29 protein-coding genes are annotated in these 24,988 nt (G+C 46.6%); 9 read left to right on the forward strand and 20 right to left on the reverse strand.

Annotated elements, in window-relative coordinates; translation table 11 throughout:
- The first annotated feature begins 110 nt into the window (after window positions 1–110).
- Window positions 111–368, forward strand: coding sequence for a DNA cytosine methyltransferase (locus ACRN9H_RS18560; RefSeq protein ID WP_411568949.1), 258 nt, complete (start codon window positions 111–113; stop codon window positions 366–368).
- 523 nt (window positions 369–891) lie between these two features.
- On the opposite strand, the gene ACRN9H_RS18565 is transcribed toward ACRN9H_RS18560, so the two are convergent.
- The 4 genes from ACRN9H_RS18565 to ACRN9H_RS18580 form a co-directional block, all read right to left on the reverse strand.
- Window positions 892–2,238 carry a hypothetical protein gene (locus ACRN9H_RS18565; protein WP_263149235.1) on the reverse strand — a complete coding sequence of 449 codons (1,347 nt, stop codon included), beginning with the start codon at window positions 2,236–2,238 and terminating at the stop codon, window positions 892–894.
- 82 nt (window positions 2,239–2,320) lie between these two features.
- Window positions 2,321–2,977: a hypothetical protein gene (locus ACRN9H_RS18570; RefSeq protein WP_263149234.1), complete on the reverse strand. Its 657-nt coding sequence runs from the start codon at window positions 2,975–2,977 to the stop codon at window positions 2,321–2,323.
- Window positions 2,978–2,993: 16 nt separating this feature from the next.
- Window positions 2,994–3,197 carry a hypothetical protein gene (locus ACRN9H_RS18575; protein ID WP_037426029.1) on the reverse strand — a complete coding sequence of 68 codons (204 nt, stop codon included), beginning with the start codon at window positions 3,195–3,197 and terminating at the stop codon, window positions 2,994–2,996.
- Window positions 3,198–3,376: 179 nt separating this feature from the next.
- Window positions 3,377–4,525 carry a GIY-YIG nuclease family protein gene (locus ACRN9H_RS18580; protein WP_088213011.1) on the reverse strand — a complete coding sequence of 383 codons (1,149 nt, stop codon included), beginning with the start codon at window positions 4,523–4,525 and terminating at the stop codon, window positions 3,377–3,379.
- Window positions 4,526–4,686: 161 nt separating this feature from the next.
- Here ACRN9H_RS18580 and ACRN9H_RS18585 point away from each other — a divergent pair, with 161 nt between their 5' ends.
- The gene (locus ACRN9H_RS18585; protein ID WP_432315693.1) at window positions 4,687–5,013 is read left to right on the forward strand and encodes a hypothetical protein; all 327 of its coding nucleotides are present in this window, start codon (window positions 4,687–4,689) and stop codon (window positions 5,011–5,013) included.
- Between the two features lie 205 nt (window positions 5,014–5,218).
- Here ACRN9H_RS18585 and ACRN9H_RS18590 read toward each other — a convergent pair whose 3' ends face one another.
- Window positions 5,219–8,239: a Tn3 family transposase gene (locus ACRN9H_RS18590; protein ID WP_432315695.1), complete on the reverse strand. Its 3,021-nt coding sequence runs from the start codon at window positions 8,237–8,239 to the stop codon at window positions 5,219–5,221.
- A gap of 151 nt (window positions 8,240–8,390) precedes the next feature.
- On the opposite strand from ACRN9H_RS18590, the gene ACRN9H_RS18595 reads away from it, so the two are divergent.
- Window positions 8,391–8,942, forward strand: a complete 552-nt coding sequence (locus ACRN9H_RS18595; RefSeq protein ID WP_432315697.1) for a recombinase family protein — start codon at window positions 8,391–8,393, stop codon at window positions 8,940–8,942.
- Window positions 8,943–8,972: 30 nt separating this feature from the next.
- Here the strand turns inward: ACRN9H_RS18595 and merA are convergent, their stop codons facing one another.
- From merA to merR, 4 genes are all read right to left on the reverse strand, one after another.
- Window positions 8,973–10,628 carry a mercury(II) reductase gene (gene merA, locus ACRN9H_RS18600; RefSeq protein ID WP_069455588.1) on the reverse strand — a complete coding sequence of 552 codons (1,656 nt, stop codon included), beginning with the start codon at window positions 10,626–10,628 and terminating at the stop codon, window positions 8,973–8,975.
- 7 nt (window positions 10,629–10,635) lie between these two features.
- On the reverse strand, window positions 10,636–10,920 hold the full coding sequence (gene merP / locus ACRN9H_RS18605; protein ID WP_018574804.1) for a mercury resistance system periplasmic binding protein MerP: 285 nt from the start codon (window positions 10,918–10,920) through the stop codon (window positions 10,636–10,638).
- 34 nt (window positions 10,921–10,954) lie between these two features.
- Entirely contained in the window at window positions 10,955–11,302 is a 348-nt protein-coding gene (locus ACRN9H_RS18610) for a mercuric transporter MerT family protein (protein ID WP_058689194.1), read from the reverse strand.
- Between the two features lie 77 nt (window positions 11,303–11,379).
- Window positions 11,380–11,781 (reverse strand): Hg(II)-responsive transcriptional regulator, encoded by a 402-nt coding sequence (gene merR, locus ACRN9H_RS18615; RefSeq protein WP_432315701.1) that lies wholly within the window; start codon window positions 11,779–11,781, stop codon window positions 11,380–11,382.
- Window positions 11,782–11,996: 215 nt separating this feature from the next.
- Between merR and ACRN9H_RS18620 the strand changes: the two genes are divergently transcribed.
- The 6 genes from ACRN9H_RS18620 to ACRN9H_RS18645 all read left to right on the forward strand — a co-directional run bounded on the left by ACRN9H_RS18620 (window position 11,997) and on the right by ACRN9H_RS18645 (window position 15,203).
- Entirely contained in the window at window positions 11,997–12,872 is an 876-nt protein-coding gene (locus ACRN9H_RS18620; RefSeq protein ID WP_432315703.1) for a DNA replication terminus site-binding protein, read from the forward strand.
- 94 nt (window positions 12,873–12,966) lie between these two features.
- The gene (locus ACRN9H_RS18625; protein WP_011711503.1) at window positions 12,967–13,569 is read left to right on the forward strand and encodes a DUF2913 family protein; all 603 of its coding nucleotides are present in this window, start codon (window positions 12,967–12,969) and stop codon (window positions 13,567–13,569) included.
- 29 nt (window positions 13,570–13,598) lie between these two features.
- Complete coding sequence (locus tag ACRN9H_RS18630) at window positions 13,599–14,009, forward strand: hypothetical protein (protein ID WP_432315705.1); 411 nt, start codon at window positions 13,599–13,601, stop codon at window positions 14,007–14,009.
- A 245-nt stretch (window positions 14,010–14,254) separates the two neighbouring features.
- Window positions 14,255–14,479 carry a hypothetical protein gene (locus ACRN9H_RS18635; RefSeq protein WP_432315707.1) on the forward strand — a complete coding sequence of 75 codons (225 nt, stop codon included), beginning with the start codon at window positions 14,255–14,257 and terminating at the stop codon, window positions 14,477–14,479.
- Window positions 14,476–14,919, forward strand: a complete 444-nt coding sequence (locus tag ACRN9H_RS18640; RefSeq protein ID WP_432315709.1) for a hypothetical protein — start codon at window positions 14,476–14,478, stop codon at window positions 14,917–14,919. The genes ACRN9H_RS18635 and ACRN9H_RS18640 overlap by 4 nt, the downstream gene beginning before the upstream one ends.
- A gap of 14 nt (window positions 14,920–14,933) precedes the next feature.
- Window positions 14,934–15,203 (forward strand): hypothetical protein, encoded by a 270-nt coding sequence (locus ACRN9H_RS18645; RefSeq protein ID WP_263170082.1) that lies wholly within the window; start codon window positions 14,934–14,936, stop codon window positions 15,201–15,203.
- 9 nt (window positions 15,204–15,212) lie between these two features.
- On the opposite strand, the gene ACRN9H_RS18650 is transcribed toward ACRN9H_RS18645, so the two are convergent.
- The 11 genes from ACRN9H_RS18650 to ACRN9H_RS18700 all read right to left on the reverse strand — a co-directional run.
- Window positions 15,213–16,124, reverse strand: a complete 912-nt coding sequence (locus ACRN9H_RS18650; protein ID WP_432315710.1) for a hypothetical protein — start codon at window positions 16,122–16,124, stop codon at window positions 15,213–15,215.
- A gap of 8 nt (window positions 16,125–16,132) precedes the next feature.
- On the reverse strand, window positions 16,133–16,495 hold the full coding sequence (locus ACRN9H_RS18655; RefSeq protein WP_432315712.1) for a DUF2511 domain-containing protein: 363 nt from the start codon (window positions 16,493–16,495) through the stop codon (window positions 16,133–16,135).
- Window positions 16,496–16,582: 87 nt separating this feature from the next.
- Entirely contained in the window at window positions 16,583–17,698 is a 1,116-nt protein-coding gene (locus ACRN9H_RS18660; protein ID WP_041420505.1) for a tyrosine-type recombinase/integrase, read from the reverse strand.
- On the reverse strand, window positions 17,676–18,260 hold the full coding sequence (locus ACRN9H_RS18665; RefSeq protein WP_263149223.1) for a hypothetical protein: 585 nt from the start codon (window positions 18,258–18,260) through the stop codon (window positions 17,676–17,678). Before ACRN9H_RS18665 ends, ACRN9H_RS18660 begins: the two co-directional genes overlap by 23 nt.
- Before the next feature lie 76 nt (window positions 18,261–18,336).
- Complete coding sequence (locus ACRN9H_RS18670; RefSeq protein WP_011918398.1) at window positions 18,337–19,014, reverse strand: hypothetical protein; 678 nt, start codon at window positions 19,012–19,014, stop codon at window positions 18,337–18,339.
- Between the two features lie 503 nt (window positions 19,015–19,517).
- Window positions 19,518–19,934, reverse strand: coding sequence for a DUF6884 domain-containing protein (locus ACRN9H_RS18675; RefSeq protein WP_011918399.1), 417 nt, complete (start codon window positions 19,932–19,934; stop codon window positions 19,518–19,520).
- The gene (locus tag ACRN9H_RS18680; RefSeq protein ID WP_231137070.1) at window positions 19,934–20,311 is read right to left on the reverse strand and encodes a hypothetical protein; all 378 of its coding nucleotides are present in this window, start codon (window positions 20,309–20,311) and stop codon (window positions 19,934–19,936) included. The genes ACRN9H_RS18675 and ACRN9H_RS18680 overlap by 1 nt, the downstream gene beginning before the upstream one ends.
- 97 nt (window positions 20,312–20,408) lie before the next feature.
- Window positions 20,409–22,145: a DUF4942 domain-containing protein gene (locus ACRN9H_RS18685; protein ID WP_432315715.1), complete on the reverse strand. Its 1,737-nt coding sequence runs from the start codon at window positions 22,143–22,145 to the stop codon at window positions 20,409–20,411.
- Between the two features lie 433 nt (window positions 22,146–22,578).
- Entirely contained in the window at window positions 22,579–22,752 is a 174-nt protein-coding gene (locus ACRN9H_RS18690; protein ID WP_432315717.1) for a hypothetical protein, read from the reverse strand.
- 102 nt (window positions 22,753–22,854) lie between these two features.
- A complete protein-coding gene (locus tag ACRN9H_RS18695) occupies window positions 22,855–23,736 on the reverse strand; it encodes a tetratricopeptide repeat protein (protein ID WP_012197916.1) in 882 nt (293 codons plus the stop codon).
- Window positions 23,737–23,759: 23 nt separating this feature from the next.
- Window positions 23,760–24,988: transposase (locus ACRN9H_RS18700; protein ID WP_432315718.1), on the reverse strand; the 1,229-nt coding region annotated here is incomplete at its 5' end.

The raw sequence follows: 24,988 nt of genomic DNA on the forward strand, positions 1-24,988 counted from the left end.
TTGGAGGTACTCAGGCGGCCTGATTATCAAATCACGGAGAAAGAATTGCTGGCGGCCTGGGTATTATTCGCCAATCAGTTGCTCAAATATGGCTATGCTATGGCTGATTTATGAGGGGATCCTTCAGCGCTAGGTCTGGACGTTCGATTGACAACCCCATAGGCACTATTACCACGATCAACAAGCATAGTCTTGTCATTGGCGATTTAATTCGGCCATTGAGTCTTAGAGAGCTAGCAGCAGCACAAACCTTTGATGAATGTTATCAGTGGCCGGCATCTGCTACGGCAACAAAAATGATGATTGGCAACGCTGTTCCGCCGGTCATGGCAAAAGAAGTTATAAGCGCTGTTTTAAAAGCTGCGTAATTAGCTGGGCAGATAAAGTAACAGATAGATTTTGAGTTTTCATTGAAAATCTACTGGAAATAGAGCGACTAAAGTGCTGTGGTATCATTCCACCAAATTTAAATGCTTGTAGTAAGGATCACCTATGAAAAGTATAAAAGTTATGATCTTAAACATCCTATTACTAGGAGTGGCGATAATCTTGTCAACAGTATTTGACCAACACCAAGCGGCACTATGGTTTGTATTTGCAAGTTTAATTATGGCAACACTCAACATCGGTAAACGAACATAGTTCAACGCGAAATAATTCAGATAAATCTTTTGAGGTGTTCATGTACAAGGCAGTATTTTTAGGTCTTTATATCGTGGCTTCAATCCTGTGCGGGTTTACCTTCCACGACTTAATAGGATGCGAAAATGCGTTGTTGGGCTCAATTGTTGGGTTTGCCTTAGGCAGTGTAGCTTTCTTCTTTGCGTTTAAGCCTGCTTCAGAATTGATATTTTCAAGTGGCCGGCAATAGAATTAGATGTTAGTTCAGTATTACTCTTCGAAGGAATATCTCGAAGTGAATTCTGACATGATAGCAATGTTGTTCGTAGGGTTTACTGCAACTGCCGCACAGGTACTCACTGCTTCTCGATAAAGTTTTGCGCCAACACGCCTAACGCCTTCGTAGTTAAACAATAGATCTGGAATACGGTCTGCAATTGATGAACCCCGCGGCACCATCAGTAAGCTAGGCAGTTTGCTGTAAGGGCAAATCAACATATAACGGTAACTTGGGTCGGCATGTGCATTGTCAGGGATAATTTCGAAAGCGCTTGCATTACCACCGTTTGTATATTCGTTGTAGAAATCTTCGAGCGCTTTTGGTTTGTTGGCCATCAAGACGTAAGGTCCATTGATTGTTTGAAGTAGGTATTCAAGCTCTATCCCAATGCCAAGGATTCGCTTTAGCTGAAATAAGGAGGCTGGTGGCAATGTTGCAGCGCTTCCGAGATACCAATTAAGTTCTTTTAGAGTAATGCTGCATAGCTTGGCAATATCAACCATCTTGCCTGGCCAATTTGCGAGAAGCATTTTTATCAGTTCTGCAGTGTTATCGCTGTGTTCATATTCGTCATCATCGCTCAGTTCGATATAGTCAGCGTTCGTGCCGCTCATTAACCACATGAAGTTGTCAATTGAATCTCTCTTGAAATAGCGAGGCCCGGATTCTGGTAGCGACTTTTCCCACGACGACAACCAATCTCCAGTTTGCCAATCGAGTTCGGTGTCATTGAGTGGTGCGCTCAAGGGATGAATTGGTTGCTGTAGCCATTGCATAATTTTAAATGCCTCTTTACCGCTGTGATAGCTTGGCGCGATTAGGACATTTAGTAGATGATCATCTTTCGCATAACGAGATAAGGTATCAAAAGGTGTTTCTTGCGGTTGGGGCGGAGCCGAACTCGCTGTCATGGAGATATATTGCGCACTTTCTTGCGCAGACCTTAGTGAGCCTGGGTGTGATCTATCATTAGGCGCAGTAACTTGCAGTTCTACGCCAAGTGGTTGCAGTGCTTCGGCAAGTAACGGGCAAGCTTCATGTAGATACTTGTTTACGCGCACAATATCAGGCAAGCCCCTTAACCCTTTGGCGTGCTCCCAAGCATTGGCCAAAAATCCTTTAATTGCAATTGGCGCGTCAATTGGTGCAAATGTCATCCAGCGAATGGGTAGGCCTGCGACTGTGAGACCGTAAAGTAAAATAGGGCTTAGTTGGTAACGCTTGGCGTCACTGACCGTCATTGGGTCAAGGAGTTTAACGATACCGTGCTTGGGATGAGCAAAAAGGTATTTCGCCGTTGCTACATAGAGATGATGAATACGCGGTTCTTTTTGCATCGAATAAAACTCCTGATTGAATTGGTTTCACTCTACGCGCGATCCGGAAATAGCTGATCATAGATAATGATTATCAACGTGCTTAAATGTTAATGTTTGAAAGTTGTCGCCAGAAATATACCCCAGATAACACTACTACAAAGAGTAACACTACCAATAAGCACAGTGCCATGATAGAGCTGAGCAAATTCAAAAGAGGGGTGTAACTGAGCGGCAGGGCTCCAATCACAAAACACAGACAGTACAGAGCAATATAGCTGTTATTCAAATCAAACTTGCTTGGAACGGCATTAGCCACGACTGAAGAAGTGAAATACATCCAGATTCCAAACCGCAACGGTTCATCAACGGCGAAATTATAAAGTGCAGACCAGTCAATGGTGGCTGGCGCCTGGAATAACCAATTAAGTATGCACACAACAGCACATCCGCCGAAAAGCGGGGCTATTCCGACGAATAAACGTAACACAGGGCTAATTAATGATGGTCGGTACTGGTACTGCACAAAGCCAAGTGTGCCGTCAGGCTGTGGTGAGAAAAAGGATATTTTGGTAATGGTAAACCGAAACAGAATTGCAGTAAGAGCATGACTGAGTTCATGGACAAATACACCCGGGGCCGCATAAAGACGAAACAACAAACCACGCCCAATGTGGGAAAATACCCTGTCGCGCAATAGCGATAATAACGTTAAAGTTACCCCTAAACTAATTACGGCTAACCAGCCTTCATTTGCCATAAGTTGTTACTTAAGCTTAGTCAATACTGTTAGAGATCTCCATCTCCCTAATGCTGTATGCATGGGCGATGTCGGCGCGCTCATCGGCGTTTTTGGCATCTGCCTCCAAGCGCTCAACCATCACCTCCAGTGTTTCCATTTGCTTGGCACGGCGTAAGCGCAATACATAGGTTTTCACTGTGTCACTAGCACTATTGAAGTTGAACATCTCACGTAACATTGTTTAGTCCCGAGCAAAAGATTTCCAAATGTAATTCTGGGGAAGACATTAACACCAAATGATAATTCCCAATATAACCGATGCCAAAATAATTCAATTTAGACCATCATGCAAACTAGGGGGAAGGAATAAGCAAGAGCACGGAGTACACCTGATAATTCCGTTAAACTCTGACGCGCTTATTCTGGCGTTTCCTTGGATATAACTTGTTTAACTCGCTTCACCGTCGAGGTGCTATTGAGTGTTAATCTGGCGATTTTCTCTTGAGTGAGATTGCCTGCCTCCAACAGATCAATCACATATTGATACTGCTTGCGCCATTCCTCGCCACCGACTTTGATGGTTCCCTTGGGGCGCCCAAAACTGCTGCCGCTTTGAATCGTCTGGCGAATCCCTTTACGCACAGCATCTAATCGCTTGGGTTCGTAACGCCAACGCCCTGAGGCAATAAAGCGCTCGTCCTTATCGAAGGGGGCTAAGTCATTGGCTACGCGTGTGAATGCGGCCTTAAGCTGCTTCAATGCTGACGCATCGAGGCTCAGATATTCTTGATGCTTTCCTATCTCTCTCTTTGATAGCCGGTATCGATACAATACATACTGCTCGAGAAAACCGCCGTTAGGGATTAACCGCAATATTTTGGCGGAGATGTCCCGGTTAAAGTGGGCTTTCATCTCGGATTTAACTTCAGCTAATCTTACGTCTACCTCACGACGTGTCCGGCCAACCTTGTAAAAGACTTCACCATTGTTATGGGTTAACTCGAATAGATAGGTGGTAGCCATCATCAGCTGCTGTTGGCGCCATGCTTCGATTTCAAGGTAGGCGCGGTGAGCATCCTCGTTATCGACTAACCGAGTTTTCCACTTGATGCGGGATTTAAGTTCGTTACGAAACCATGTGGCGAATTTGGACAGCGAGAGTTGGCCGGTGATGATTAACGCGGCGTCTGTCAGTCGATACTTGCCCGTGTAACTGTCGGTATCAATGAGGTTGTGCTTTAACAGCTCACGCACATGCTTAGGTTCATACCAAAATACCTCCCCAGGATGTTTTTCCGCGTAATTCTGTAACACATTAACAATGAAATCGGGCATCAAGAGATGAAAGTGATCCCAGCCTGGTATCTGCGGCAATCCTTGAAGCGATTGGTGGCAAGTCTCACCGTCGTGGCGAAAGTGATGCACCTTAAAATTCCCTTTTGCGGCGATAAGCGGCACCTGACAGAAGGGGCAGGTTAAGTCAGATTTACCGCGTTTAACCGCATCGATACCGATTAACTCTCCGTCTGCGGCTTTACCTATGGTTAGAAAGGCATTGGAAGGCATACTTAATTGACCTAGTAGAATCCTATTTAAATATAGCTCAAATAAGTATGGTGTCCAATCCTTCTCAATTCAGTAAACAATATCATTTACAGCGGTCTAATTGCGCTGAAGATTAAAGAGGATTATTGTGAGGTATCAACATTCTTTGGAGAGAGCGCAAGATGGATGAACTAAAAGAGCAAGAAAGGGCTTGGGCGCTGTTTCAAAAGTATAATACTTCATCGGAAGTCGCCAAAGAAATGGGATGCACAGTAAGTGACGTTTTTCGATTAATTCAACCTGCTCATAATAGAATGAGAAGAGAAGTGAATGAGATGGCTGCCGAATTAACGAAAGATAATCGCCACCACCGAAATTGCATCAAGCAAGGATGCAATGGAAAACTCCACCCCCCAACAGCTGGCCAACAACACTTTGTCTGCGACCTGTGCCAGACACACTTTCGATTAGATATCACCCAGAATACCACACCCGATCCACTTCAATAACCGAATCAAATCTTCAGTCATGGAATAGGTTTATTTATATCTTTTTCAATAGCTTATGCTTGATTTGGCAAATATTTCCAAGATCACGGCGCCCCTAGGCTTATCTAAAATATCTCTTTCATTTTCTTGAATATGGCCATCACCACTCGATATGCACGAGTAACTATCTATCGGGGTGTGAAGCCCAATGGTACGAAAACGTACGCTAAGGCCATTCGTCCAGCTCCGGTGGTTGTTTCAGCGGCCTCAGTTGCCCATTTAGTACTTGTTCAGTAAGGGTAAACGAATAATGCCCCAACATGTTCACGTGTTTATGGCTGAGCGGAGATAATCTGGCTTCGTCTTCTACTTTCACATCCTCGCCTTGCTGTTTCAAGTGATCAAGAGCGGCCTGCATATAGATTGTGTTCCACAGCACCAGCGCGTTAGTCACCAAACCCAGCGCGCCAAGTTGATCTTCCTGCCCCTCTCGATACCGCTTCCGAATTTCACCACGCTGACCGTGGCAGATCGCCCGTGCGACCGCGTGACGGCTTTCTCCTCTATTCAACTGGGTCAGAATTCGACGGCGGTAGTCTTCATCATCCACGTAGTTCAGCAAGTAAAGTGTCTTATTGATACGGCCCGCTTCAATAATGGCTTGTGCTAGGCTGGAAGGCCGCTCACTTTTCAGTAGCGAACGGATCAGCTCGGAAGCCTGCACTGTACCCAGTTTGAGCGATCCCGCAATGCGCATCATGTCATCCCAGTGTTGTTCGATTTTGTGGGTATTGACGCAACTGCGAGCTAGCTCATCCAATGGGCCATAGTCAGCGGCCTTGTCCACGCGCCAGAACACGGATTCACCTGCGTCTGCAAGACGCGGTGAAAACTGGTATCCAAGCAACCAAAATAAGCCAAACACCATATCGCTGGCACCGGCGGTATCGGTCATAATCTCCATCGGGTTCAAGCCGGTTTGCTGTTCCAGAAGGCCTTCCAGCACAAAGATGGAGTCACGCAGTGTTCCTGGGACGACAATGCCATGAAATCCGGAAAACTGATCCGAGACAAAGTTATACCAGGTAATGCCTCGGCTGGAGCCAAAGTACTTCCGGTTCGGCCCTGCATTGATGGTGCGGATCGGAGTGACAAAGCGCATACCGTCGGCGGATGCCACCTCTCCACCGCCCCACTTATTGGCCAGAGATAAAGTAGACTGGTAGTTCACCAGTTTGGCATTGGCCTTCACCAGCGTCTCGGCACGCAGGTAATTCTGTTTGACCCAGTTTAAGCGGTGTCGGGTTAATGCGGGTACTTGATGCTTAATCAGCGACTCTAAGCCGATGTTGCATGCTTCCGCCAAAAGCACGGCGCAGACGCTGACAGTCAGGTCTTCGGCTCGGGCATTAGATTCGCTAACATGGGTAAATTCATCGGCAAAGCCGGTATGGGCGTGGATCTCCAGCAACAGCTCCGTCAGATCCACGCTGGGAACTAAGGATTCGACCTGTAGGGAGAGCTGCGTTAGGCTGGGCGGTTCATCCAGTTTGGCAAAGTTCGTGATGGTCAATGTGGGCCGTTTGCCGGACAGATCCAGCTCAACTGCTTTGTTGTTGTCGAAGTTGGATGCCACTTGTCTGTAACTTGCATCCAGTTGACGCACCAGACCGTCAATCGCTTCTTGGGGATTGAGTGGATGACCGAGTGAACGGCACACCTGAATGCGGTTTGCTTGCCATTCCGGCCCTTGTAACAGCTTGGCCCGTGGATCACCCCAGCGGTCGCTGTTCTCTACGTAGATATCACGGCGGCGCAAACTGTCTTGTAACTTATCGAGAAAGCACAGCGTATAGCCTCGCTTGGTCACTCTATCTTCTTTGTCGAACACCAGGCGTTTCCATGGATTAGAGACAATGTCCAGAGGGGCTTCATCCAGTAACTGCTTGCGCGATTCCAACAGCCCACCAAGATATTGATGGGCTTCCAGAGTCGCCTTGCCTGCCGGAGCCGCTTTGAATACGATATCACGCAGTAATTTCGGTAAAAAACGCCTGACCCTGCCATATTGTTCCACCATTTCATCCTGAAAGTTATCATCGTAGGGGCGAGCAAGTTCATGGACGGTGGCAATGGATGTCGCCAGTTTTTCACGAGACATTCTGGCAAAGATAGCTGACCTCAGCTGCTCATCCTGCATGCTTTCAGTGAGTATCAGGGTGCAAACCTCTGCTAGGGCCAACGCAGATTTATCCAAATCCTTCAATGTCCTCAGACGTTTTTTCTGCCCCAACTTTTTCGCCTCACCGGCAATATGGGTGATCAATAAATCCAGCACATCCAAGGCTTCATCTAGGGCCACGGTCTCGTACGTCTTAGCGAAGGCGACTAAAATGGCAGTGCGCTTTTGCTCCGGCATGCGAGCTATCTTGTGCATGGAAATCATGCCTGCGTGACGGGCAATGTTTTTAAAGCGAACGGGAGGAATGCCGGTAAAATCCAGCTCATGCATGCCGAACGCTTTTAGCGCCTGATAACGGTCAATGGCCTCATTGAAAGCTGGACCGCTAATCGTCACCGGCCCCTTGCGGTAGCGGTCAAAGCGGGAAGTTCGTGTTCCCTCAGGAACTTGAAGTAAGGTCTCAAGCTTTGCGATCTGCTTCGATGTCGGCAACGCCGACAACCGTTGCCACAAGCGATTAGTAGCCCGTTCTCGTACCTCGGAAATCAAGCGCGTCAAAGTGGTTTCACCAGGCAAAAGGATTTTATGCTGGACGAGCCAGCCAGTGGCTAGATCGAAAAGTAGGCAGGGCCGCTCGTTGCTGATCCAACTGCGCGTGTAGAGCAAACGGCTTAACCGGAACGACCACGGCCAGCTGAATTCCCGGTATTGGTACTGATCCCGGATCAAGGCGGCGTGCTCCCTTCGTGTGGTCTCCCGTTGCGCATAGGTGGACAATATCGCAACATCATTTAGTCCAAGCTGTCGTGCGACAAACCATTGGGCGTTGACCGGAACCTGTGGCAGGTTGGACATGAAGGTCCCCAGAAATCGAACACAGCCCAACTGCAAAGCAACACCAAAACGGTTCTGATTGCCGCGCCGATGATTGATAAAAGCCAGATCAGCTTCATCCAGATGAAAGTAGCGGGCCAACTGCACTTCATTCGGTTCAGCAGAGAATTGTCCATAGTTGGCTTTCTGTTCCGAAGTTAGAAAATCGACGGGCGTGCGTCCCCCAAACAATACTTGTTCAAAATGCGAGACATTCTTAGTGTCTATTAATTTATAACTTCGTGGACATCATAAATGCCTCGCTCTAAACTGTCTATTAATTCGTAAATAACAACATAATAGACACGAAGTCTAAAAATACGATTTAGGAGACAGTTTTACCATGAGACTATTTGGGTATGCCCGAGTGTCAACGAGTCAGCAGTCCCTTGATGTGCAGATGAAGGCACTTAAGGCTGAAGGTGTTCGTGCGAATCGCATTTTTACCGACAAAGTATCTGGCAGCCACCTAAACCGAGATGGCCTGCAGATGCTTCGGGTAAAGGTAGAGGAAGGCGATGTCATCCTAGTGAAGAAGCTGGATCGGCTTGGCCGTGATACTGCCGACATGATCGAGCTCATTAAGGAGTTTGATGAGCTGGGAGTGGCCATCCGGTTTCTTGATGATGGGATCAGCACCGAAGGGACCATGGGTAAGATGGTAGTCACCATCTTATCCGCTGTTGCACAGGCTGAACGCCAACGCATACTGGAGCGCACCAACGAGGGGCGTCTGGAGGCCAAGGCCAAGGGAGTCAAATTTGGCCGAAAGCCGACGGTGGACAAGACTAGAGTCCGCTCACTCTACGAACAAGGGAACGGTGCCTCGGAGATCGCCAGACAGTTGAAAATAGGACGTTCGACAGTCTATAAAGTGCTTGCATTGAACGAATAAGGGCTTTTTTAACAGCCCTTGCTCAATTCGTTACCCCGCGCAGCAGGACAGCTCTTTCACATCTTTGTTAAAGGTTTGGGCGCAGAGCTTAAGCCCTTCCACCATGGTCAAGTAAGGGAACAACTGTTCGGATAATTCTGTTACTGTCATCCGGTTGCGGATGGCTAAAGCCGCACTCTGGATCAGCTCTCCGCCTTCATGCGCCAGGATTTGAGCGCCAATCAGGCGTCCACTGACTTTTTCTACCACCAGTTTGATAAAGCCATCAGTGTCAAAATTAGCCAATGCTCTAGGTACGTTTTCCATGCTTAGTACCCGACTATCGGTTTCAATATATTGTGCTTTGGCCTGATCTTCAGTCAGTCCGACGGTCGCCACCTGGGGATCGGTAAAGATCACCGCAGGCATAGCGGATAGATCCAGTTTAGTCTCACCGCCTGTCATATTGATGGCGGCGCGACTACCGGCCGCGGCCGCGACGTACACAAACTGCGGCATGTTGGCGCAATCCCCGGCGGCATAAACACCTGGAACGCTGGTTTCCATACGCTCATTGACGATGATCACGCCATTTTGCTCCGTCTTGACGCCTACCGCATCGAGGTTAAGCTTGCCTGTATTGGCATGACGGCCTGTGCTGATCAACAACTTGTCACAATGCAAAGTGCCAGCCCCAGCTTCTGATGAGAGAATTTCAAGAGTAAACTGCTGCCCATCATAGGAAACACTTGAAGCCTGGGTATGATTCAGAACACGAATGCCTTCTTTTTCAAAACATCCTGAGAGTTGTTCACCGAGCAAGGGCTCCTCCCGATAGAGCAGTGTGTGTCTGGCCAACACGGTTACCTCACTGCCTAATCGGCGATAGGCCTGGGCAATTTCCAGTGCCACGACTGACGAGCCAATCACCACCAGATGTTGAGGCATTTCTTCGGCAAAAAGAGCCTCGTTGGAAGTCCAATAGGGTGTCCCGCTCAGTCCTTCGATGGGAGGAATAGTCGGCGTCGATCCGGTCGCAATCAGGACCTTATCAGCGTGAACCTGCTGCTGCGTACCATCGTTTTGACTGACGATTAGTGTGTTAGCGTCCTTGAATCGCGCCCAACCTTTGATCAGACTGAGCGCAGGATTGGCGTCCAGAATATTCTGGTATTTGGCCGCACGCAGCTCCTCGACCCGCGCCGTTTGCTGCGCCAACAACAGTGAGCGACTCAGTTGGGGGGAATGATTTTCCAATCCCGCAAACGGGTTATGACGCTGCTGCTCTGCCAGTTGCGCAACCCGGATCAGGATCTTTGACGGCACACAACCAACGTTGACACAGCAGCCGCCAATGACATCCGCCCCTTCGATGAGCGTCACTTTAGCACCGCCTTCGGCTGCCTTGATGGCGCAGGCAAATGCCGCTGAACCGCTGCCAATAATAGCCACGTGCAGTTCTTCCGTATCCTCATCTTTGGTTAAGCGTGAGTTATTGCCCAACGCAACGACTTTAGCCTTATAGCCCAGCGTGGCGACAGCATCGAGCAAGGTTTTCTCATGGATATCTGTGTCGGTTTCGATGACGGCATTAGCCTCGTCATAAGAGACCATTGCGCTGCTAACGCCCGCAACGGCTAGCAGGGCCTCCTGAACATGATGGGTGCAACTTGCACAAGTCATCCCAGAGATAGACAGTGTGATCATAGGCACCTCAATTAGCTTTGTTTTTTATCGTGGAGGGATAACCAGCATGGGTGGTGGCTTCAATCAACGCATCGGCACTTGTCTTTTCATCATCAAAGGTCACCATGGCTTCTTTATCCTCATAGCTGACCTCCGCACGGGATACGCCATCGACTTTAGTCAGCGCCTTTTTCACCGTGATCGGACACATGGCGCAGTTCATGGTGGGTAAATCTAGGGTCACGGTTTGCGGTTTAGCCCAGGCCGTCAAACTTGTGACAAAGAGCATTAACACAAAGGTAAGTTTTTTCATGGATTATTCTCCAGCAGGTTGTTGGCATTCACTGTCAGGCAATCAAGGGGATCCAATAGCTACTGGTCACAAGTACCAGCGCGAGTAGAGCTGTTATCCAAAAGATGACTTGACGGCGTTTACGTACTTGCAAAACGGCACAGGCAGTGCCCGATTCGCAGGCCTCGACGGGACGGTAAACCTTCCACCCAGCCCAACTGAAGAGAACCAGCACAGCGAAGATGAAAAGGGGGCGATAAGGTTCGAGCAGGGTGAGATTACCGATCCAGGCGCCACCAATACCCAGCGTCAGCAACAGGAAGGGGCCGACGCAACACAGTCCTGCGCCGATAGCCGCCGCAATACCGCCGAATATTGGCAGATTGGCATCGTTTTTTGACATGACTCACTCCACTTGGTTTGTTCCAGTAAAGTCAGTCTAAACGCCGTACTCTAGTACGGAGTCAAGCAGGAATAAACTCAGCGCGATTTTCTATCCTCAGGAAAAAGGGAATCGATAATGGGACAATGGGTTTGGTCAGGATTAGCAGCGCATTGGTTCAACAAATCATTAAGGACGGTTTCCAAGCGACGCAGATCAGCCATCTTGGCACGAACACTGACAAGCTTGTGAGAAGCCATGTCTTGTACTTCTTGACAGGGAGTATTATCCAACATCAGCAGATGGGAGATTTCCTCCAGAGTAAAACCCAGCTCCTGGGCACGCTTGATAAACCGGATCCGGTTCAGGATTGTCACTGGATAGCGACGATAACCCTCGGTTGGTTTGTCGGGTTGCTCGATAAGACCACGCCGCTCGTAATAGCGAACAGTCTCGACATTGACACCTGCCGACTTGGCTAATTGACTGATAGTGTACATTTGGGCTTTATTCTCCGTACTTAAGTACGGAAGATTGTAATCCGAAAGCAGATAATCCCCAATAAAGCCTTAGCGTACGTTTTCGTACCGTTGGACTTCACACCCCCTATCCAGGTACTCAGAGGGTGGGGGTGTACACCTATCTTTGTTAGTCAACAACATTGCATGATGGACTAAAAGAGATTACAGTAAGACAACAACAGAAATACTTTAAGGTGATAGCTTTGTGTATATTATCGGATAGCTATGAAGTGATCCAATCCTCGTTGCAGGAGCTCAATCACCTGCTTGATTCGAATACCCCTGTCCGTGCCAGCGTGACACCTGTACCACCCGTAATGAAATCGGCTGAGAAAGTTCGCGAGCCGGTGACGGTGATTTCGGTACGCGAAACACTGGGGCTTGCAGCAGTAACGAAAGCCAAACTCGCTTATGGTGATTTACACATTCATCCTGATTACTCGCAGCGCTCAGCTCGTAGGACGCCTGGGGTGCTTTGGTACTCCACATCGCCGTTAGTCACTAACAAAGTTATGGATGTCATTGCCCGGATTAACTTGGCTAAAACGGCCATCGAGAAGGAAATCACCACCAAGTACAGCACCCGTGCTGACAGATTTGAGAAACTACGCGAGGTTTGCCCTGGTGTCATGGCGTTACATATCTATCGCCAAATCCGCTGCTTTGACGAACCCATGACCTCGGCGCGGTTCAGCTGGTTATGCAAAGATGTGGTGTCGAAGGTCGATAAGGACAAATTGCTTGAGCGACTGAACGCGGATATTATGCGCCTTGGCGATGAATGCCCAAGTCAGCTATTGCTGTTAAAGCAGAACATCTTGAGCACCCCAGAAGCTATGATTCGGGCGCGTCGGGATATTCAACCGCAGCCAGTGGCCAATCTCATGATTAACGGGAAGGTGAAAACGGTTACCGCTACGATGCCGCTTATCGTATTGCAAAGTGAGCCGTTGGAGATCAAGCCGCTCACTACGTTTGATGCTTCAGTTAAGCGCGGTACTCGTGCCGATAAGCAAGCAGCTACGCCACTGGGATCCTTTAATGGCTCCAGCTATGAAGCAAGGAATTAAAGACCGCAAACGGAGAGTGACCCCCTCAATTTTTGCGTAATTTTCACGAAGTAATACAGTGCCTAAAGCAATTTAATTTGAAAGGTTTAAAAAGATGAACAGTTACGAAGAGCAGCTTAAGACAGTGTTTCGCTCTGCTCAGATGCACCTCTATCTCACCTGCGCAGAATCAGGCCGATTTGTTCCTGTTCAGCGCCGCAATGAGATTTTGATTAAAAGGTTAAAGCCATTTGTCGATGACAAGGCTTGCCGTGAAATTAAGAGTCATGTTAAGCGTGTCATCCTGCTTGGGCGCCAAGGGCAGGACATGGAAGCCTGCATTAATCAAATGTTATCGGTTATCAACAGCTCCAGTGTCAAATACGACAGGATGATGGCGCTCGCTGAATGGTTGGTCACTGCGATTGATGCTATCAAAGAGCCAATCCAATTCCGCACCAGTGAACAACCTGTGACAGTGGATCACAATGCCTGTGAGATACGTTTTAACCGAGTGCAGATCGAGAACTGCTTCAATGAAGATGGCCGGCAAATAGCTCCGATGATAATTAACTATCGCTACACTTCAGAGGACAATTTAATTGCACTTAAGACGTTGTTTAACTCAGATTATCAATTGATTGAATGTGTGGTTTTAACAAACAACACTGCAGACATTTTTATCATCGATAGCGCTCATTGGATGGATGCTCAATAGTGCAAAAATAGCTGAAAGGTAATCTCGCTATGATTCAATTATCCTCTCTTACCTTACATGATGTTGTACGCAACTTATCCGGCTTAGGCTTCTTTTGGGCGTTGTGGATGATGTTCCCTTATCGACATAATCACGCAATACCTTTACTCCGGTCAGGCACCGCTATCGCTTTTATGGCGGCTGGGTTGTATATGCTAAGTGATAAAGGGCTTGTTGAGTTTCACACCCCTGCTTTTCTGGCGCTTGCCACATTACTGGTCACAACTAAAATGGATAATACCAATACATTTCCGGCGATGGTTATTCAGAACGTGTTTCTTGGTAGCACGTTAATTTCGTTATTTATTTATGGCATTGGAACCGTAGTTATCACCTGCACTTCGGCTGCGATTTTCTTGTATATCCTCAACAAAGCAATGCCGGAAGACATTCACAATTAATATAGCGCGTGATATTGTCAATCCGTGTACTGCATTGGACGTAACTCTATGAATCCTTTTATCCTGCCAAACAGAGCCCTTAACGCGAGCGAGCTGTTTAATCAACGAGTCCTGAACGACCCCTCTACGTCGAAATGGGTGAGGGAACAGTGGGGGAACCTGTCGAAGCGTGATGTTGTTGATGCGCTGAATGACTTGGAAATTCTACAGTTGATGCTGACCAAAAAATTGCATGGACTAAGCCAATGATTATCGCGAATAAAATTGGCTGGCTCATACCCGCAGAGCTCAACGTTGAGACTCCGAAATACTGGGATGTTAAGCCTTATGATGAACCAAACACCCGTAGAATATGGAAAATCGATAGAAAATGTCAGGTATTTACAGACGTAAAAGCCGCGGAAGCATTGGTGCTTTCCTTCCTGAACCACTTTAATCGCTGGCAATACCTGCAAGGAAATGAAAATTGAAGATAAATCTCAGAGAGCTTAATGCTCTTCAACCCGCCCCTCTCAGCGATGCGGTTTTAGTAAACCTAACTGAATTAGCATTGGCAAGAGGCTGGGTTATCGATAAGGGCCACATTACCTATGAAACGGTGCCATACGACCTTATTGTTGGACACGAACAAGGGATGATTCCTGCGGTTTCCTGGGGAAACCTGTTAAATGGCCACCATACTTCTATGGGGCATTATTTGGGGATTTTAGAAGATAGCCCAAATTTTTTTACAGACCAATTTTGGCCCAAAGTAGGCGTTTCACTCGCAAAGCTGGAAGGTAAGTATTACTTGGTTGGTGGTAAACACCGAGTCACTATCAATTACTTCCTCCGCCATTTCAACCCCGAGACATTCAACCATTCAATCGTGATCCCGAATGTCAAAGTCCAGCATTACACACTTAAATAAAATGAGGCAGTAACATGCAAATCGGCCAAAAATATATAGCGGTGTCTCCAGCTACATCCTTCGATGACGTTGATGGCAGTTTAGTGGAATTTCCCGAGAAACGGCTCCAATTAGAGGTACTTCCAAAGCCAGAGAAAGTGCTGGTGGATGACGGTGAAATCTCCACGATTGAGTCCCTACCAGCACACCTAAAGTCGGAAGATTGGTATTTTGTTCGCAATTTAGACACGGGCCGTAGGCATTGGTTTACACCGCTTGACTATAAGTTGACGTTACTTGAATAAATCATAGAGTCATCGATACCGATACTTGCCTTTAGGTGGATGTGGAGCTTGAGCCGCAATCTCCGATTTTCTTTTCACACTTAGATGGTCATTACACTTAGGGCAGTAGTTGAGTAACGCACTGCCTTCAAAGTCCAACTGACAAAAAACGCAGCGATATATAGCGACTACGTTCAACCTGTCCATTTGGGCAATCTGCTCTTTAATCCGATCACGGGTGGTCTTGGTTTGTTCCAGAACTTGTTGCTGTTGCTGCTCCAGAACAGCTGGAGCCTTAGCCTGTTGATGCTCAAACCACGCATTGCGCCTGGGATTGTAAATCCAATGCTTGCCCTTAATGGACGTTTCAAGCCATTCGCGCAGTAGTGTTTGAGCTGATTTTAGTTTGTAAAACTCATTAAATATCTTTGAGAAAGGAATCAAATCAAGCCCTAGTACCGCCGTGTGCTGATCTCTTGATAGGTTGTTATATATCGGCGCTGGGCGACCAGGATGGCTAATGTATAGGCATAGCTTGCGACCTGAGACCGTAAAGATTAAGTCAAAAATAATATCCTGCTCATAACTATCAGGCGCTATGTCCTTGGGTTCCACCGTGATTGGCAAACTTTTGGTAATGACGTGCGTTTGGCCGTGATGGTCAATCTCGAGAGGTGGCAACATTAACAAGCCTGTCCCCTGCAGCAGCTGCTTCAGCATGTAGCGTACTGAAACATAAAACGAGTATTTGCAGGCCTCTATATCTTCCTTACTCGCACCTTTGGAGTCATGGGCAAAGTGGGACGCATTAACGTCACCCTGCCGTGCGATTAAGGCAATACCGCATGATGGGCAAGTACAATCACAGGATTTACCCCGCGTTGCGTCCTCTGCATCTATATACACGCCATCACTACGAAGGCCGAAGGGGATTAGATTCATAAGGTAAGCTACTTACAAAGTTTTAAGCCTTCTTGAAGGATCGGTCCGATATTAACGCGGGATACACCCATTTCATCCTGAACTTGTCGAAGAGTTTTATTTTCCTTTTTAGCTATTGCCTTTTGGTATTCCAATAAAGAACTATCCTCTTTCCAAATTGGCTCAATAGCAGCATAACCCTTGCTTTGGGCAACACCGTTTACCGCATATTCCTTATCATTTGCGATAAAAAACACTGCCTGTTCGTAGCAGCCAAGTTCTCCGCTTTCGACAGTAAACGGCCAACTTTCCCCATAACTACTTTGATGAATTTCTTTAGCGTTTAAAGTTGGGCTCAATGCAAGTAGTGAGATAATAATCGCTTTCTTCACAGTTCACTTCCCTGTTTTAAATTGTTTAACTTACTAATATTAAGTCAATAATTGTCAGGTTCATATAGAAATGCAGGTAGAATCAGACTACCGTCTTTCTGCCAACATCTTGGCCATCGCACTTTCCTTTGCCTTAATGTCTTTGCCGTACCGCAATACCATCATTGGGCTTTTCCAACGGCCGTTCTCTTGGATTTGGGCTATCGAATAGCCTGCGGCAAGTAAGTCCTGTGCGGCGCCAATCCTGGCACTATGCCCAGACCAAGCAGAATGAAGGTCGATTGCTAAGCTCTCGAATGCCCACAGAAATACTCGGTCCACTGTACGGGTGTTCATCGGCTTGGCTTGAACCGAGACTTTATTGCTCCGGCCAATCGGCTGAAACAAGTAGTCTTCCTTAGTCAGCCCAGCACCTTGGATGTACCGCTGAATCAATTTGAAGCCTAGCGGCGTAATGTTCACAACCTCTTCTTCACCCGAGTCATTGGTTTTGGTGTAAGGCACTGACAACACATAATCGCCTTCAAAGGTGGACTTGAGATGGCCCACTTTGATCCGAAGCAGCTCGGATTCACGAAGCAACGATTCATAGGCGATGTTCAGCAACGCCAAATTGCGCTTGTCTAATAACCTCTCACTTTCGCCATACGATTCTATGAGCATCTGCAGGTGATGAAGTCTAAAAGGCGTTGCCTGCTCTTGCGCTAAGCCGCCTGACTCGAGCTTTACTATTCTGATTTCATTCTGCTTGTCTTGCACGGTCTTACTGCTCACAGGGGACAGCAAACCACACTCCACATGGAAACTGTTAATCGCCCAAGCATATTGAGATAAGGTAGTGTATGACGACGCCTGGTGGTACTCAATAAATGTGGCCACTACCTCGGGGGTCGCAGGCAACGGGGTAAGGTTATTTGTAAGACACCAACTTTCAAACTTAGCCCACCGGCTCATTAGTGCTCGCCATGTATTAGCCCTGCGGGTACGGTGGCCATTCTCAAGAAAGTGCTTGAGTTTTGCCTGAGTAATCTCCCGAATGCGGAGCTTGTCTGCATCGGTTAAGTGAGCCAGAGGCTTTGACAATAGCGCCTGTAGCTCGTCAGTAGAGCGCTGATAGCTGTCTTTTAACGAATCGTTAAGCGTTGACGGAGGTTCGCCGTAGGACAGTGCAACGCTGTGATTATTCGTGGTTAATAAGCTCACCTAATGCCTCCCTGTCTGCTGAAAAAGCGGGGTGTTCGTCCTTGTAAAAACTCAGTAATTCATCAATCGCAGCATCCACGGATTTGGCGCCAATCGTATCCTTGAAAAGAACTAGCTTGTCGTATTGGGTCTTGCTGATCACAGGTCGAGTCGTCTTTTGAACCCGCTCGATTTGAGAGATGCGCCGACGTACCAGCTTCCAACCTGAATCCGAGAAAATGGAATTAAGACAGACATTCAATGAATGCAGCGCGGTTTCCTGTGGTAACGGCTTGGATTTGGTGGGTTCGGTTTCTCGCATTAACTGACGGAATGTCACAGTGAGGGTCGGAGTGCCATTTAAGAACTGCGAAGTAAACCACTCGGTTTTCTCTATCTGGTTGTAAGTGTTACCGATCATGCGCGAGAGTAAATCACGTACTTGTGGGCTTGCAGCTTCACTTGCCGCTAACAGTCTTAATGTGCGTCCCTTGGGTCGCGAACTGACGTCAGAGGGGAGGGCGTGATACGTCCAAGCTGGGCCTAATGAGTCAGATTTGAGTGGGGAGGTAGTGTCATTCATTTTAGTATGGCGTCTCTACACTAATAATTATGTTTTTAGTATAGAGACACGCACTAACTAAATCAAACAAGTTTAGTTAGATTTCTGAGCTGCCTACCCATTGAGGTAATACACCGTAAAGTAGATACGCATTCCATGCTTGACCACCTGCCAATGCATCACAGTCCAGCGCTTCAAGGCTGTCATGAGTCCATCCTCCTTGCGGCGCAGGTACTATAGTTATTTGTGTGCCATCTAAGTCCTGAATTTGGAGATCACATTCAACAAGTGCCCCTGTCAAAAAATCTGGTTCATTCGGGCTTGATGGGCGGGTGATGATGCCAGAGACGATTTTTGATAGCTGTAGGCTCACCACCTTCCAGACCAGTGGATTGCTTTGCAAGGCACTAACAATCTTATCCAGCATAGGGATGGCCCCTTGAAGAAGAGCTAATTCAACCGAGTCAATTGGTTCGAAGTCGCCGGACTTGATTGCCTCGATGTCCTCGACATAAAAATTGGCACCATCCTCAATACCGTTACCTTGACCAAGGTTAATGCCGTAGGTGAATACGATGGGGGCGTGATCGCTATCGGTCAGCGCCTCTGCGTTGACCATCACTGCCAACTCCAGTTTAACTTGGGGGTTAGGCGTATCGACGTAAAAGCTGTATTCCTGATAGTAGCTATCCGCGTCGCCGTTGTCCTCTAGGAACGGCAGGGGAGCTAACAAACTGGTCGCTTGGTCAAGGTAAATACTAGGGCTAATTTGCATCTTATTTCTCTCAGTTATTAATGTAAGATCATCATTGCATAGGTTCAATTTCTGGCAAATTTTGAGTAAATTCTACAGGATTTTAATATTACAACCTTGCTTCAATCATGCCGTAACGGGCATTGCTTCACCGCTAAGGCCAAACCGTTTAATCCCCGCGCTAATGCTATACCTGCTCCATTGCTTGCCGTTTGTATCCCAGAAAGCGACGCAGCCGGAGGGTGAGCACTCTATAAACGCAATCTCGCATGGCTCGGCAAATGTGGCATCCTGACACGCACCAGCAAGCCTAGGGCGCACCCAATCCCCAACGCTAACGACATGATGCAGTTCTTGCATTGGGGGAGAATCGGTAAACGTCCTCACAACCGTTTGGAGCAATCTTGAGCGCTGCCTAGCTATATCAATTTCATTTACGAGAAGCCTCTTTAACTGGCCACGCTGACTTAATATCCCGCCTGTAGCTGGGACGATTTGGCTAAATCTGCCAGCTGCTTGACCAGCTAACTCAGAAAAGGCCTTTTGATACCGTTTTGGTAGCATGAGGTATAGAGGGCATCGTAGTTCATGGATTGGATATGGCGCTGGGCTTTGCTAACTAGAACTTTGTTAGCGCCTAACATTGATACCCGTTCATCAGTCATAACCTGTTCGTAAGGCTCTATCAGTTCGGAAGCGTGGATCAATCCATACTTGGCACTTAGGAAAAATAGGTTGAACACCTGCGATAACTCTACCTGTGACCATTGCTTCACGATGCTCAGATACCCCGTGCCTTGGTACAAATCAAAGGCGAGGGCGCTGTGGGGCAGCTTCTTCTCACTACAGGGCAAAATTAGCGTCGGCTTCAACGAAACCAGCTCTTGCTGTAACGCATAGAATTGGCCTGCAACCGCTTGAGTAGTCCCCAATAATTCCATTAAAAATCACTCCCAAAATGATTCATACCAAAGTCATGGTCAATGTCGTGACCGCTATAGATGCCTGAATGAGTCAAGTCAGCTCCTAAAGGATTACCTGCCACATCCAAAGCGCCGTTCAGTGTAAGCAACCCTGTAGCTGGATTGATAAGATAATCATGGTAAGCGCCCGTTCTACGATTAAAACCAGCCGTATCATCATCAACATCATCACATCCATCTTGGTATTGAATAGCCACACATGGGATCGTACTTGGGATGATATTAAGCGGTGCTGCACGAGGAATTGCCGCTGGTAATGGGTTACCTTTGTTGAGCAAAACAATTAGGCCAGCGACGAACACAAACACACCTATAACCAAATATGCAGCAAACATTGTCACCTCTAACAACTGAATTTCTTATCTGAGTAAAGGATCTCACAAATGCAAAACGGCGCAAAAATTGAACTTTGCGCCGTCTGAATGGGAGGGATTAAGCAGCCATCAAAAGGTTTTGATAGTTATGCGTTAACGATAACGAATGGCCAAACATTTCAGTAACTTCCACGACATGAGATGCTGGAACCTCCATTTCAGCCGCCGCTTCTTCTGCGCTACGAACCCAGCCAAACAACTTACCAGCCACTACATTTAACTTGAGCGCCAACTTAGGGTTCATCTTAATATGCAGGTTACCGTTAAGGAACGCACGAACTGAGAACAGTACCTCGCTAGAGCCGTTAGATTGTATGTATCTAAAGTCGTGGGCTTTGTTGCTGGCCCATTTGAACTCATAAGCCTTTGGTGTGCCGCGTGTATCGAAACCAAGATTACCAGCGATGGTGACCAAATCAGTGATAAATTCGATTGCACGACAAGACAGACCGCATTGGTTGTAATAGCTGTTATAGTCGTAACCATTAACGATGCCGCCTACATTTTCCATTACACAGCGGTAGTCCAATTTGAAATGGGAGATGTGACCATTCTTGACCAGCTCACGATATCGCCAGCCGTCGTATTTGAAGGTGCGTTGGTTCGAAACATAATTCACCACGTTTGCCGCTTGGCACATAGATAGGTAGAAATCCTTGAACTGATCATCTTGAAGAGCATCAGCATGTTTTATTGCCCATTGGGCTATCGCGTATGCGTTCTCAGCGGTGAAATCGACGCTAACGTGACGCTCCAACAGTTCTAATAACGCTTTACGATTAGATGAAGTCAGGCGAGAAGTCAGGGCATCAAATTTCGCGAATAACTCCTTCCAAAACAAACTCTTTAGGCTCTTGATTTTGAGTTTGAGACTTTCCAGAACCGAAGATTTAGATACTTCCAGTTCTCTCAGTAAATCAGGGTCAATTTCAGCGAGTGCGGAATATGTATCCATTAGCTTGGCCATCTGGTGATCGTAAAGCGATTGCATAGCCTTAACCATGTCACCACCTGGCACCAATTCATTGAGCTTTTCCTTAGTGGAGTCAGACGGCCCTTGAAATTTTGCTGTGTAATCACTTTCAGCCAAATCTAGGTCAAAGTTAGCGTCAAAGAACGCTTTGAAGGGGTCTACCTTGCATTGACGATGGTTTTTATACCCTAAATTCACCCGAATAATGTCAACCGGCACTGAATGACGGGTTTCGCGATCACAATCATTTTGGAAATCGAATGTGCCAATGACCTCAGCTTCGGCTTCACGTACTTTAATCGCGTTTTCAATATCTCGACTGCCAGACCAACGCTGTGGCAATACCAGATAGCACACCTCGGCATTAGCCTCAGTGATGACGCGGGTTGCCCATTGCTCAAAGGCAGAATAAGGAGGGTTACAGAAAATGACGCCAACTGGCTTATCAACAAGGGTTTGTTGATTAAAGTCAGTGCCAATAACCAGCACTTTTTTATCGAGCTGGCTGCAATGGACTAGGCTCTTTTCAATGGCGTACAGGTTGTAAAATGGTGGGCTCATTTCGCCGCGACGATCTTCAAGTGGCATGTTAAGGGCGCTTAAAACTCGGCCATCTCCGGCGCCAATATCAAGCAAGGATGACTCTCTGTTGTAAGACTCTAAGAACTTAGACTCAACCAAGTCGCGTCGAACTACATCAATGATATGCTCAGACGAAGGATACCACTCAAAATCCTGCTCTTCCGCCTTCAAGTGCCTTACACGTTGTGCGGTTGAAAAGTTTAACTCACCTTGTTCGGCTAACATGACGGAATGAGACATTTGGAACACCCTCTTAAGTTTCGATGTTCAAACTATCTCACGCTTTAAAAATCACGCAAATTTTGACATTAATATAGTGTCACTATACTAAATATTTATGGTTTAGTGTGTCCCACGCACTAATCAATCATGAAAAATCACGGTTAACGCCTGACAAACATACAAGGTCCGAGTCAAATGGGGTTATACTCGGCAAAGCGAGCGCAAAATCATCCATCCCACCCAGTTTGATATAGTGACACCACACTAATGCATCATGGCACCAACGCCACACAAACCACTCAGTATTGTTTAGTATAATGACATCACACTAATATGGTTTTCGGCTGGTGGGTACTCGTGTCCGATAATTGTTATTATCGGACACGAACAAAAAACAGACAAGGGAAGGGCGGCTAGGTGTGTTGAAGGGCCTCTCACTCCGGTTGCGGGCTCATGCAGATAAGAAGGCGTGAATTTTCTTGCGTAGTTCGGATTTCTTAATGCCAGTGGTTTCGGCTAATTTGGTTAGGCCTTTGTCGGTTGGCCCCCAAGAGTAACCGTGAAGGTTGACATATTTTCCCCACAGATCTCGGCCTTCGTTAAATAGTTTTGTTCTTGCATTCATGCCGTATCCTTAATTAATTTATCAAAAGATATTCTCCATGATAAATAGATTTTGGCTAAATTTGCCCAACGCGCCAAATATGTAAAGTTAGCTCGAAACGGGTTATCTCGAATTCGATAATTCCTCATACAGCTTGCTAGATAATTGCTGAGCCTCATTAAGCTGTTGAGTCGACAAGTTTTTAGCTGTTTCATCTCTATAATTAATAGACTCTACATCTCCTCCAGTTGCAGCTATAGAGAACCATGCATAGCCATTTTTAAAGTCCTGTTCGGTTCCTTGTCCAAGAACATAGAGAAATCCAAGTGCCTTTTGCGCTTCTAGATTTCCTTGTCTAGCTGATTTTAAATACCAAAAATGTGCTTTACTCCAATCTATTGGAACTCCATAGCCAAAGTTATAAGTATCGCCAACAATTTTTTCAGCGATATCACTTCCTTGCTCTGCTGCTTTTAGAAACCATGCTAAAGCACGTGTTTGATCTTTTTCCACACCAACAGCTGATGCATACATGGTTCCTATAGCTAACTGAGAGTAAATATTACCTTGCCCCGCGGCTTTTAAGTGCCATAAAAAAGATTTTGAAAAATCTCTCTCTATGCCATCACCAGCGGCATACATTCTGCCGACTATATTTTGTGCTTCTGGAAGTCCTTGTTGAGCGGCCTTTAAGTACCATTTAAAAGCCTGCCCTAAATTTTCAACTATTCCGTCGCCTGTTGCATATTTTGTTGCAACGATGATCTGAGCGTTCACATCACCTTTTTCAGCAGATATTAAATACCATTTAAATGCATTACTTAAATCTTGTTTTACCCCGTTACCCAATTCATAAGCTCGTCCAAGTATCAGTGAGGAAGTGGCATCCCCATTTTGTGCTGATTGGATGATATCTTTATTTAACTCGTTTCCAGTCAAAGCAAAAGAACTGCAACATAATACTAATAAAAATAGATAGTTGTGCTTTTCAAATTTCATAATCATTTCTGCTCTTCATATTAATTACTCTAAAAATCAACGCTTGGCGTCTCACTATCCGTCAAGGCTTGCTGCCAATATTCTGGTTCAGCATATCGAGCAACCAATGCATCGATATCTATTTTTGAGGTTGATGGACTAAACTCAAAATTGCCATACATATTGATGTGCTGCCATGCAACGGGCGAAATACTGTGAAGCTGAGCCAGTGCGTTTTGATCACCTACTTTTTGCTTCTGTTCATAGACACGAGATAGCAACACTGTGTTGTAGTAAATGACCGCGTTGGTGATGAGCCGAGAGCAATCATTCCAAATTTGTTGCTCCTCTTCCGTTTTTACTCTGAATTTTCCACCGTTAACAAATGCAACTGCTCGCCTGAGACGATGATAGGCTTCACCACGATTTAATGCTTTTTGTACACATTGACGTAAGCCAACATCGTCGACAAAATCGAGAATGTATAGCGTTCGGCATATGTTTTCCAACTCCCATAATGCTTTCTTGGTCTGATTCTGACGCGAATAACTCGAGAGTTTGCGAACAATCGTGGCTTGAGTAACATCTTTTTGAGCTAGCGATGCCATGATACGTTGAATATTGGGCCATTCACGTTCAATCAATTCATCGTTGGTTTTTCGGGCAGGCTTTATTAGCCAGTCACCACACTCATTGGGATGTTGTGAGCCGGCTAACGTATCCATTTTCTTATGCAAATCACGATAACGAGGTGCAAAATGATATCCAAATGCATGCAAAATCCAAAAATTAACCTGATTGGTGCCATGGGTGTCAGTGGAATGCCGTTCTGGCTTTATATCAGAGGTATTGTTATGCAATAAATCGAAAACGTAATGGCTTTCATGTTCGTGAGTCCCAATAATCTTTGCATTTATAGGAACATGATTTGCGACCAACGTGTAGGCGCTGACACCTTTCTGTAAACCAAAATACTTGGGAGAATATCGAGCGTTAAGGGTGTTAATTTGCGTTTCCATCCGCTGGCCATCGCTACTTGAATGGAGCGAGTCCTGAATATCATAGAGATGAAATGCGGGTAGCTGGCTGGTTGCATTACTAATCGCATCATTAGCCGCTCGCAACGTCTCCAAGCGTAGATAATTTCTAGACGTCCCCGCCATTGATGCTGAGCTAAGGCCTGAAACCTCAGCCATTTTTGCTAACCCCATGTTTGTTCCCATCGCAACAATACAGGCGAAAATTTCACGGGGATCAGCTTCATGCTTTACATAACGAT

It is taken from the genome of Shewanella sp. MF08487, from assembly GCF_050848685.1.
Classification (GTDB): Bacteria; Pseudomonadota; Gammaproteobacteria; order Enterobacterales; family Shewanellaceae; genus Shewanella; species Shewanella glacialipiscicola.

Excerpts from the sequence above, each read along its gene's own strand:
- ACRN9H_RS18560 (WP_411568949.1), top strand. The coding sequence starts at position 111 with ATGAGGGGATCCTTCAGCGCTAGGTCTGGACGTTCGATTGACAACCCC.
- ACRN9H_RS18565 (WP_263149235.1), bottom strand. The coding sequence starts at position 2,238 with ATGCAAAAAGAACCGCGTATTCATCATCTCTATGTAGCAACGGCGAAA.
- ACRN9H_RS18570 (WP_263149234.1), bottom strand. The coding sequence starts at position 2,977 with ATGGCAAATGAAGGCTGGTTAGCCGTAATTAGTTTAGGGGTAACTTTA.
- ACRN9H_RS18575 (WP_037426029.1), bottom strand. The coding sequence starts at position 3,197 with ATGTTACGTGAGATGTTCAACTTCAATAGTGCTAGTGACACAGTGAAA.
- ACRN9H_RS18580 (WP_088213011.1), bottom strand. The coding sequence starts at position 4,525 with ATGCCTTCCAATGCCTTTCTAACCATAGGTAAAGCCGCAGACGGAGAG.
- ACRN9H_RS18585 (WP_432315693.1), top strand. The coding sequence starts at position 4,687 with ATGGATGAACTAAAAGAGCAAGAAAGGGCTTGGGCGCTGTTTCAAAAG.
- ACRN9H_RS18595 (WP_432315697.1), top strand. The coding sequence starts at position 8,391 with ATGAGACTATTTGGGTATGCCCGAGTGTCAACGAGTCAGCAGTCCCTT.
- merA (WP_069455588.1), bottom strand. The coding sequence starts at position 10,628 with ATGATCACACTGTCTATCTCTGGGATGACTTGTGCAAGTTGCACCCAT.
- merP (WP_018574804.1), bottom strand. The coding sequence starts at position 10,920 with ATGAAAAAACTTACCTTTGTGTTAATGCTCTTTGTCACAAGTTTGACG.
- ACRN9H_RS18610 (WP_058689194.1), bottom strand. The coding sequence starts at position 11,302 with ATGTCAAAAAACGATGCCAATCTGCCAATATTCGGCGGTATTGCGGCG.
- merR (WP_432315701.1), bottom strand. The coding sequence starts at position 11,781 with ATGTACACTATCAGTCAATTAGCCAAGTCGGCAGGTGTCAATGTCGAG.
- ACRN9H_RS18625 (WP_011711503.1), top strand. The coding sequence starts at position 12,967 with ATGAACAGTTACGAAGAGCAGCTTAAGACAGTGTTTCGCTCTGCTCAG.
- ACRN9H_RS18630 (WP_432315705.1), top strand. The coding sequence starts at position 13,599 with ATGATTCAATTATCCTCTCTTACCTTACATGATGTTGTACGCAACTTA.
- ACRN9H_RS18635 (WP_432315707.1), top strand. The coding sequence starts at position 14,255 with ATGATTATCGCGAATAAAATTGGCTGGCTCATACCCGCAGAGCTCAAC.
- ACRN9H_RS18645 (WP_263170082.1), top strand. The coding sequence starts at position 14,934 with ATGCAAATCGGCCAAAAATATATAGCGGTGTCTCCAGCTACATCCTTC.
- ACRN9H_RS18650 (WP_432315710.1), bottom strand. The coding sequence starts at position 16,124 with ATGAATCTAATCCCCTTCGGCCTTCGTAGTGATGGCGTGTATATAGAT.
- ACRN9H_RS18665 (WP_263149223.1), bottom strand. The coding sequence starts at position 18,260 with ATGAATGACACTACCTCCCCACTCAAATCTGACTCATTAGGCCCAGCT.
- ACRN9H_RS18670 (WP_011918398.1), bottom strand. The coding sequence starts at position 19,014 with ATGCAAATTAGCCCTAGTATTTACCTTGACCAAGCGACCAGTTTGTTA.
- ACRN9H_RS18675 (WP_011918399.1), bottom strand. The coding sequence starts at position 19,934 with ATGGAATTATTGGGGACTACTCAAGCGGTTGCAGGCCAATTCTATGCG.
- ACRN9H_RS18680 (WP_231137070.1), bottom strand. The coding sequence starts at position 20,311 with ATGTTTGCTGCATATTTGGTTATAGGTGTGTTTGTGTTCGTCGCTGGC.
- ACRN9H_RS18685 (WP_432315715.1), bottom strand. The coding sequence starts at position 22,145 with ATGTCTCATTCCGTCATGTTAGCCGAACAAGGTGAGTTAAACTTTTCA.
- ACRN9H_RS18690 (WP_432315717.1), bottom strand. The coding sequence starts at position 22,752 with ATGAATGCAAGAACAAAACTATTTAACGAAGGCCGAGATCTGTGGGGA.
- ACRN9H_RS18695 (WP_012197916.1), bottom strand. The coding sequence starts at position 23,736 with ATGATTATGAAATTTGAAAAGCACAACTATCTATTTTTATTAGTATTA.